Consider the following 6,992-nt stretch of genomic DNA (forward strand, 5'->3'; position numbering starts at 1 on the left):
ATGAATAAATAATAGATTTATACATTCATTGTAGTAAGTGAATTCATAAATAACATCGCGCTATATTGCTTCAAAATACCAGAATATTGCTATCTTCTCTGAAGCGTCGGATAATGAGGGTAATAGCCTGATTAGGAGGAGAGTGCACATGCCGCAGTATACGGAGAATGCCTCACACAGCTGGACGCCTAACTCCGTCCGTCTTATTACTTCGCCCAGTGTTGCAGCCCGATCAGCGTTGATGTTTGTGCAGGAAGCCGGCTATTTCTGGACACATCCGCCTTATTTTACAGAACGGCAGCATCTGCCTTCCTATCTGCTTGTCTACACCGTCTCCGGAGAAGGGCGTCTCGATTATGGCGGGCAAACTTACAGCCTGCAGAGCAATTCTCTGTTCTTCATCGACTGCATGGCGCATCAGCATTATCGGACTGCCGAGAAGGGCCACTGGGAATTCGCTTGGGTTCATTTCTATGGCGGCGCCAGCAAGCATTACTACGAGCTGTATGCGCAGCAAGGCGACCCACGTCTGCAGCTGCGGCAGCAGTCCCCTCTACTCAGACAAATCCAAGCGCTCATCGATATTCACGAAAATAAAACCGTCCATACCGAGCTTATAGCCTCCAAGCTTCTGACCGAGTTAGCAACCGAGCTCATTCTCTCCGCCCATGTCAGAGATGCCGATTCCGACAAAATGCCGACCTATATAACCGATGCAGTACGCGAGATGGAACGTCGTTTTTCAGAACGATTACGGATGGATGATTTGTCCAAGGCGCTTGCCGTGAGCAAATATCATTTCACTCGCGAATTCAAAAAGCATATCGGGATGTCGCCCAATGACTACCTCATCTATCTCCGAATAGTGAAGGCCAAGGAGCTGCTCAAATACACCACTCAATCCATCGCAGCCATCGCAGAAGAAATCGGCATCGACAATGTCAGCCATTTTATAAACCTCTTCAAGGCTCGCGAAGGACTTACCCCATTCGCCTTCCGCAAGAAATGGAGAACCTTATGACATCCCATGGTCCCATCAAAAAAAGGCCGCTCTCCCAGAAGTCCGGGAAACGGCCTTTATCCATAAGTACTACTCCGCCAAACCATGTTTGTGCGCATAAATAGCCGCCTGCGTCCGATCATCCACGCTAAGCTTCGCAAAAATATTCGTAACGTGGAACTTCACCGTTTTAATCCCGATGAACAGCTCCTCGGCGATCTCTTGGTTGGATAACCCTTTCGCTACGCATTTCAGCACATCCATCTCCCGGTCTGTCAACTGTTCATGAAGCGGACGTACGGCATCCGCCTTGGGCTGACGGAATCGGTTCATCATCTTCGCGGCAACCTGGGACTCCAGTACGGACTGCCCTCTCGCCGCAGCACGAATCGCATCGGCAATTTCCGTCGCACGCGATGTTTTGAGCAAATAGCTGAACGCACCTGCTTCGATAACCGGATACATTTTGCCATCATCTAAGTAACTGGTGAGCACGATTACTTTGCAGTCTGGATAGAGCTCCAAGAGCTTGCGGGTCGTTTCGACTCCGTCCATGCCTTCCATAACCAAATCCATCAAGACGACATCAGGCCGGTACGCTTGCGCAAGGCGAATCCCTTCCATCCCATTGCTTGCTTCCCCTACGACCTCAATGCCATCCTCTGTATTAAGCACAGCGGCAAGTCCAATACGAACCATTTCGTGATCATCCACGAGTAATACTTTAATAGGTTGTTCGATGCTGTCCATTCGTTCGATCGCTTCCATTCGGTGATATTCCTCCTCCATCATGCCCAGCCGCAGGCACCCATATGTCTATTAAAACGCCATTTCCCGGTGAAGTAATTAGTTTTAGCGATCCTCCGAGCACATTGACGCGCTCCTCCATCGTTAATAATCCGTAAGAGGTCTGTTTCTTCTCCTCCAGGTTAAAGCCGGTTCCATCATCCTGCAGCGTCAGCCTAACGTAAGCACCGGCATGCTGCAAATAGATATTGAGATGCTCTGCCTTGGAGTGGCGGAGAGTATTCGAGAGCGCCTCCTGTGCAATACGGAACAAATGGTCCTCCGCTTCTGTATCCAGCTTAATCGTTGGATCTGCCTCAAGCGTAATCGCCATCGGCACCTTCTGCTTCAGCTCATCAATTAAGCTGTGCAGCGCTTGGCCCAGGTTTTTTCCATCCAGATGGATCGGCCGCAAATGAAGCAGCAACGCGCGCATCTCGGATTGCGCAACAGACGCCATCTCCTCGATTAGCTGCACCTGGCGTTTGGCTCGTTCCCAGTCCTTCTCCATCGTCCGGCTGACTGCCGTCGCTGTCATGGATATAGCGAACAGCTGTTGACTGACCGCATCATGAAGCTCGCGTGCAAGCCGTTGCCGCTCCTCAATGACCGCGGAGAAACGTACCTGCTCCGTCCAAGCTTCATCCTCTTCCGAGAAGGAGTCAGGCGCCTGTGCCTCCCCTTCTTGGTCAGGCAGTGTCACGCGCTGGCGTTTACGGCGTTGCTGCTCTGTGAGCCGCTTCATCGCCTCACGGAGCTTCACGCTTTGCAAGTAACTATACGCAGCAGCCAGCACCAGAGAGAGGGCGATTACAGTCAGTCCGATCAGCGCTGCTTTACTTTGCAGTGCAAACAGCTTCACATAACCGGTTCCTTGCAGAACCAGCACAATTAAGCCGAGAATAACGAGTATCCATAATACAGTCTCAGCTGCATTTCTTCGTTTCTCCGTTTGCATGGCTGAAGGCGGCCCATCATTCCGATACGCCGGAAACATATCTTGTGCTGCCGGTGCGGTCATCGTCCTCGAAGATCGGTCCTTCTCAGCCTCCGCTTTCGGCGAAGACGCTTCTTCCTTCACTGCGGTACCCCCTCATCTATGTATAACCGCAGACAAGCCAGTGGTCGATGCCTGAATAGCGCATCGACCCTGTATGGCTTGTTTGTAGCTTTTTATGATTATTGGATATGCTATCGTTTAGCTCTACTCGCCGGCAGGCGGGTTCAGCTTATTCTTGAGCGCTTGCAGCTGCTCTTCAATTTGAAGCTGCTTTGCAGGGTCTACAGAGCCTGCTGCCGCCGCTGGTGCATTGTAAGCGCCGTAAGGAACGCGCATTACATCTGCTTCAGCTTCCAATTGCATGATCTTCTCTTCCATACGGCCAAAGCCGCGCGATGCGTGGCCGCTCTCGATGGAATGTACAGCCGATACTTGCGCCATTTGTTTCTTCGCCTTTGCCATTTGGGCACGGGCAGCCAGCTCATTGCGTTTGTTGCGAAGCTGGTAGTATTCGTCTTTCATGCTGTGCAGCTGTGTCATGAGATCATCCGCTTGCGTTTTTGCGCTGGCATGCATCTCTGTGTATTCCACTGTTTTCTGATCGAAGAAGATTTTCTCCTCAAGCAGCTTGCGTGCCAATTCCTCTTGACCTGCACGAATTGCAGTTTCTGCTTTCGCTTCACGGTCTGCACCGCTGCGAACCGCTTCATCCAGGCGCTGCTTCATGCGGCGCTCGCTTGCCATTTGTTTCGCTACAGTGAGCTCAGCCGTATGGATCTCAGCCTCCATATCGCGTAAGTACTGATTGAGCATTACAACCGGATCTTCCATTTTATCAAGCAGCTCATGTAACGATGCTTTCGTCATATCTTTCATTCTTTTGAAAATACTCATGTTAAAACTCTCCCTTCTCATGTTTCGCTAATTTAGCACGAAGCTCTTCAATTTCTTTACGCAATGCACGTTTCTCCAAATCTTCCATCATGGCATCTATATTAGAAGCCGACTGTGCCGGCGGCGACTGCCAATTCGCTCCGCCTGATGTTGGTGGCTGAGGCGGGTTGTTGTACGAGCTTTTATAACCGAAGCCATGATCCTGACCCGTGTAATTGCTGCCATGCGGTCCGTTATTCCAATTACCGCCGCCATTATAACCGCCCGGTCCATATCCGCCATAGTGGTATGGATCTTTCGGAACAACTAATCCGGCTAAAATATAAACAAGTATTAATGCACCGCTTGTAAAGACAGTCACCACGATCAGAAGAATCCGCAGCAGCGTCGCATCAACATTCAGCATTTCGGCTAGACCGCCGCATAAGCCAAAGAGCTTCTTGTCGCGGCGCGAACGATACAGTTTCTTCATTACGGCTTCCATCCTTCCTGTTGTAATTTGCGTTTCAATTGCTCCATCTCACGTTCGATAACGTTCTGCAGCGTATGTCCCGCCTCGGTAATAAATTCTTGCCCTGCTTTACGCAGATCACGCAAGCTGCGTGCTTCCAGCTCCATATCCGAAATCCGGTCTTCCAGCTTGCGGAACATCCCGCTCGGCTGTTGTCCTGCCGAACCGTACGTGCTGCTGCCCGTATAACGCTCATTCATGCGCTGCTGTAAGCGAAGCGACTCCATTCGTGCGGCAAAATACTCCCGTTTCTCATACACGGTTTGATATTCACTGCGAAGCTCGCGCAGCTGTTCTTCCAATTCTCTCGTGCCTTGCAGCGATTGATCATAGAGCTCGCGGTACTGCATCGCGCGTTCCTCGCTGGATGCTTTCTCCATTAGGGCGATGCGGGCAACTTGCTCCTCCCCGGCTTTCAGCGCAATAATGGCTTGCTGTTCCCGTTTTTCTTTGAGCTGCTCTGCTTGCAGCCACTGCATTTTCAAATGATTGTTATGACCGGCGCATTGCTGATAAAGCTTCTCTGCACCGATAATCTCTTCTCTTGTCGACCAGAGAAACTGATCGATCAGCTTTACGGGATCTTCCGCTTTCTCCAGACGCTCATTCAGCGTCGCAACCGTCATATCCCGCACTCTCCGCATGATACTCATCGTACTTGCCTCCTTCGTCCACTGCTATAAAATAATGTTCTGTAGTTCAACCGTTAGATCCTGTTTCTACGATTCTTGAATAAGGAGACGCCCCATACGATAAGTCCGACTGCGAGCAGCAGAGCGAACAATCCTGCTAATTTGCCAATCAGCATAATAGCTCCGACTACGATCAGAATACCACCGATGATTTTGCTGTTATTGCGAATACCTACCACGCCAAGACCGATTAAGATGAATGGCATGATCATTCCGATAATCCATCCTAAATGGATTCCTACAAACTTCATGACCATCAATGCACCAATCACGACTAGAATTGCGCCTAATGCAGATTTTCCGTTCATTGTTATGTCACCGCCTCTCCATGTTTAAACTGTTACTTCTCAGTACGCTTTGCTTTGTTCGTTTGTTTCGTTTCTTGCTTATGTTCTTATTCTAGGTTATCTTCGGCGATTCCAAAACGGACCCGCGACGGTTTTTGTTACTGGACTTCAGGCGGGGAACGTGCCGACCTTAAGGCTGAAAGACAAAATGATCCGTTCTGAGGATTCAGTACAGACCTTTTCTTTGACTGCTAACCATTGTTTCAAAATCAAATGGCATATGTTATTGATAAACACTAAAACAACAAAAAACCTGCAAGATCATAGATCCTACAGGTTGTCTTATTCAATATGGTGCCGGCGAGAGGACTCGAACCTCCACGGTTTCCCTCACGATTTTGAGTCGCGCGCGTCTGCCATTCCGCCACGCCGGCAAATTGATGGCGTGCCCTAAGAGATTCGAACTCCTGACCTTTTGATTCGTAGTCAAACGCTCTATCCAGCTGAGCTAAGGGCACATATTAAACTGTAAAGAATTGTGGAGGCGCCACCCAGACTCGAACTGGGGGTAAAGCTTTTGCAGAGCTCTGCCTTACCACTTGGCTATGGCGCCATAAAAGATGGAGCGGAAGACGGGAATCGAACCCGCGACCCTCGCCTTGGCAAGGCGATGCTCTACCGCTGAGCCACTTCCGCATAAAATGGCTGGGGATCTAGGATTCGAACCTAGGGATGACGGAGTCAAAGTCCGTTGCCTTACCGCTTGGCTAATCCCCAACGCATAAATGTACTTTGTAGTTGTTATGGGGCGACCGATGGGAATTGAACCCACGAATGCCGGATCCACAAACCGGTGCGTTAACCACTTCGCCACGATCGCCATACAACTAATTAATTGGCAGGGGCAGCAGGAATTGAACCCACACCAACGGTTTTGGAGACCGTTGTTCTACCCTTAAACTATGCCCCTAAGTAAAGAAATGGTGGAGGATGATGGATTCGAACCACCGAACCGTGAGGAAGAGATTTACAGTCTCCCGCGTTTGGCCACTTCGCTAATCCTCCATAAATGGTGCCGGCGATAGGAGTCGAACCCACGACCTACTGATTACAAGTCAGTTGCTCTACCAACTGAGCTACACCGGCATATGAACTTACAATTTAAAAATGGTGGCTCGGGACGGAATCGAACCGCCGACACGAGGATTTTCAGTCCTCTGCTCTACCGACTGAGCTACCGAGCCGAACTTTTGAAGAAATGGCGGAGCCGACGGGATTCGAACCCGCGGTCTCCTGCGTGACAGGCAGGCATGTTGGGCCACTACACCACGGCTCCGCGTTATTAAATGCTCGGTATGTACTACCGAATTGTTTTGGTTGCGGGGGCAGGATTTGAACCTGCGGCCTTCGGGTTATGAGCCCGACGAGCTACCGAGCTGCTCCACCCCGCGTCATTAAAAGGTACTTCTTATGAAGTTTAATGGTGGAGGCTGACGGGATCGAACCGCCGACCCTCTGCTTGTAAGGCAGATGCTCTCCCAGCTGAGCTAAGCCTCCGTGTTGAGCGACAAGTAATATCATAACTCATTTACTTGTGTCATTGCAAGTCTTTTTTTGAAGAATTTTTAGAGAAAATGGTGACCCGTAGGGGACTCGAACCCCTGTTACCTCCGTGAAAGGGAGGTGTCTTAACCACTTGACCAACGGGCCATATCTGGCGGAGAGCGAGAGATTCGAACTCTCGAGACGCGGTTAGCGCCTACACGATTTCCAATCGTGCTCCTTCGACCACTCGGACAGCTCTCCAGATAAATGGCTCCCC

At 50.3% G+C, this 6,992-nt stretch carries 7 protein-coding genes and 15 tRNA genes; 1 reads left to right on the plus strand and 21 read right to left on the minus strand.

Annotated elements, in window-relative coordinates; genetic code table 11:
- The first annotated feature begins 148 nt into the window (after positions 1–148).
- On the plus strand, positions 149–1,021 hold the full coding sequence (locus tag AC6ESO_RS27745; RefSeq protein ID WP_497094236.1) for a helix-turn-helix domain-containing protein: 873 nt from the start codon (positions 149–151) through the stop codon (positions 1,019–1,021).
- 69 nt (positions 1,022–1,090) lie between these two features.
- On the opposite strand, the gene AC6ESO_RS27750 is transcribed toward AC6ESO_RS27745, so the two are convergent.
- The 21 genes from AC6ESO_RS27750 to AC6ESO_RS27850 all read right to left on the minus strand — a co-directional run bounded on the left by AC6ESO_RS27750 (position 1,091) and on the right by AC6ESO_RS27850 (position 6,976).
- Complete coding sequence (locus AC6ESO_RS27750) at positions 1,091–1,768, minus strand: response regulator (RefSeq protein WP_497094237.1); 678 nt, start codon at positions 1,766–1,768, stop codon at positions 1,091–1,093.
- Positions 1,725–2,867, minus strand: a complete 1,143-nt coding sequence (locus AC6ESO_RS27755) for a sensor histidine kinase (protein WP_497094238.1) — start codon at positions 2,865–2,867, stop codon at positions 1,725–1,727. The genes AC6ESO_RS27750 and AC6ESO_RS27755 overlap by 44 nt, the downstream gene beginning before the upstream one ends.
- A gap of 123 nt (positions 2,868–2,990) precedes the next feature.
- Complete coding sequence (locus AC6ESO_RS27760) at positions 2,991–3,680, minus strand: PspA/IM30 family protein (protein ID WP_497094239.1); 690 nt, start codon at positions 3,678–3,680, stop codon at positions 2,991–2,993.
- A 1-nt stretch (position 3,681) separates the two neighbouring features.
- Complete coding sequence (locus AC6ESO_RS27765; RefSeq protein ID WP_497094240.1) at positions 3,682–4,152, minus strand: PspC domain-containing protein; 471 nt, start codon at positions 4,150–4,152, stop codon at positions 3,682–3,684.
- Positions 4,152–4,844 carry a PspA/IM30 family protein gene (locus AC6ESO_RS27770; protein ID WP_090977775.1) on the minus strand — a complete coding sequence of 231 codons (693 nt, stop codon included), beginning with the start codon at positions 4,842–4,844 and terminating at the stop codon, positions 4,152–4,154. The genes AC6ESO_RS27765 and AC6ESO_RS27770 overlap by 1 nt, the downstream gene beginning before the upstream one ends.
- 53 nt (positions 4,845–4,897) lie before the next feature.
- Positions 4,898–5,191 (minus strand): LiaF transmembrane domain-containing protein, encoded by a 294-nt coding sequence (locus AC6ESO_RS27775; RefSeq protein ID WP_494820370.1) that lies wholly within the window; start codon positions 5,189–5,191, stop codon positions 4,898–4,900.
- A gap of 331 nt (positions 5,192–5,522) precedes the next feature.
- Positions 5,523–5,604: transfer RNA gene (locus AC6ESO_RS27780), tRNA-Leu, on the minus strand.
- A gap of 7 nt (positions 5,605–5,611) precedes the next feature.
- Positions 5,612–5,688 (minus strand) — tRNA-Arg (locus AC6ESO_RS27785).
- Positions 5,689–5,709: 21 nt separating this feature from the next.
- A tRNA-Cys gene (locus tag AC6ESO_RS27790) sits at positions 5,710–5,783 on the minus strand.
- Positions 5,784–5,791: 8 nt separating this feature from the next.
- A tRNA-Gly gene (locus AC6ESO_RS27795) sits at positions 5,792–5,866 on the minus strand.
- Positions 5,867–5,872: 6 nt separating this feature from the next.
- A tRNA-Gln gene (locus AC6ESO_RS27800) sits at positions 5,873–5,947 on the minus strand.
- Positions 5,948–5,974: 27 nt separating this feature from the next.
- Positions 5,975–6,050 (minus strand) — tRNA-His (locus AC6ESO_RS27805).
- 16 nt (positions 6,051–6,066) lie between these two features.
- Positions 6,067–6,140: transfer RNA gene (locus AC6ESO_RS27810), tRNA-Trp, on the minus strand.
- Positions 6,141–6,151: 11 nt separating this feature from the next.
- Positions 6,152–6,235, minus strand: a tRNA-Tyr gene (locus AC6ESO_RS27815).
- A 5-nt stretch (positions 6,236–6,240) separates the two neighbouring features.
- Positions 6,241–6,316 (minus strand) — tRNA-Thr (locus AC6ESO_RS27820).
- A gap of 22 nt (positions 6,317–6,338) precedes the next feature.
- Positions 6,339–6,414: transfer RNA gene (locus AC6ESO_RS27825), tRNA-Phe, on the minus strand.
- A gap of 15 nt (positions 6,415–6,429) precedes the next feature.
- Positions 6,430–6,506, minus strand: a tRNA-Asp gene (locus AC6ESO_RS27830).
- A gap of 38 nt (positions 6,507–6,544) precedes the next feature.
- Positions 6,545–6,621 (minus strand) — tRNA-Met (locus AC6ESO_RS27835).
- A gap of 30 nt (positions 6,622–6,651) precedes the next feature.
- Positions 6,652–6,727, minus strand: a tRNA-Val gene (locus tag AC6ESO_RS27840).
- A gap of 78 nt (positions 6,728–6,805) precedes the next feature.
- Positions 6,806–6,880: transfer RNA gene (locus tag AC6ESO_RS27845), tRNA-Glu, on the minus strand.
- 5 nt (positions 6,881–6,885) lie between these two features.
- Positions 6,886–6,976 (minus strand) — tRNA-Ser (locus AC6ESO_RS27850).
- Between the last annotated feature and the right edge of the window lie 16 nt (positions 6,977–6,992).

The organism is Paenibacillus rhizoryzae (assembly GCF_059686995.1).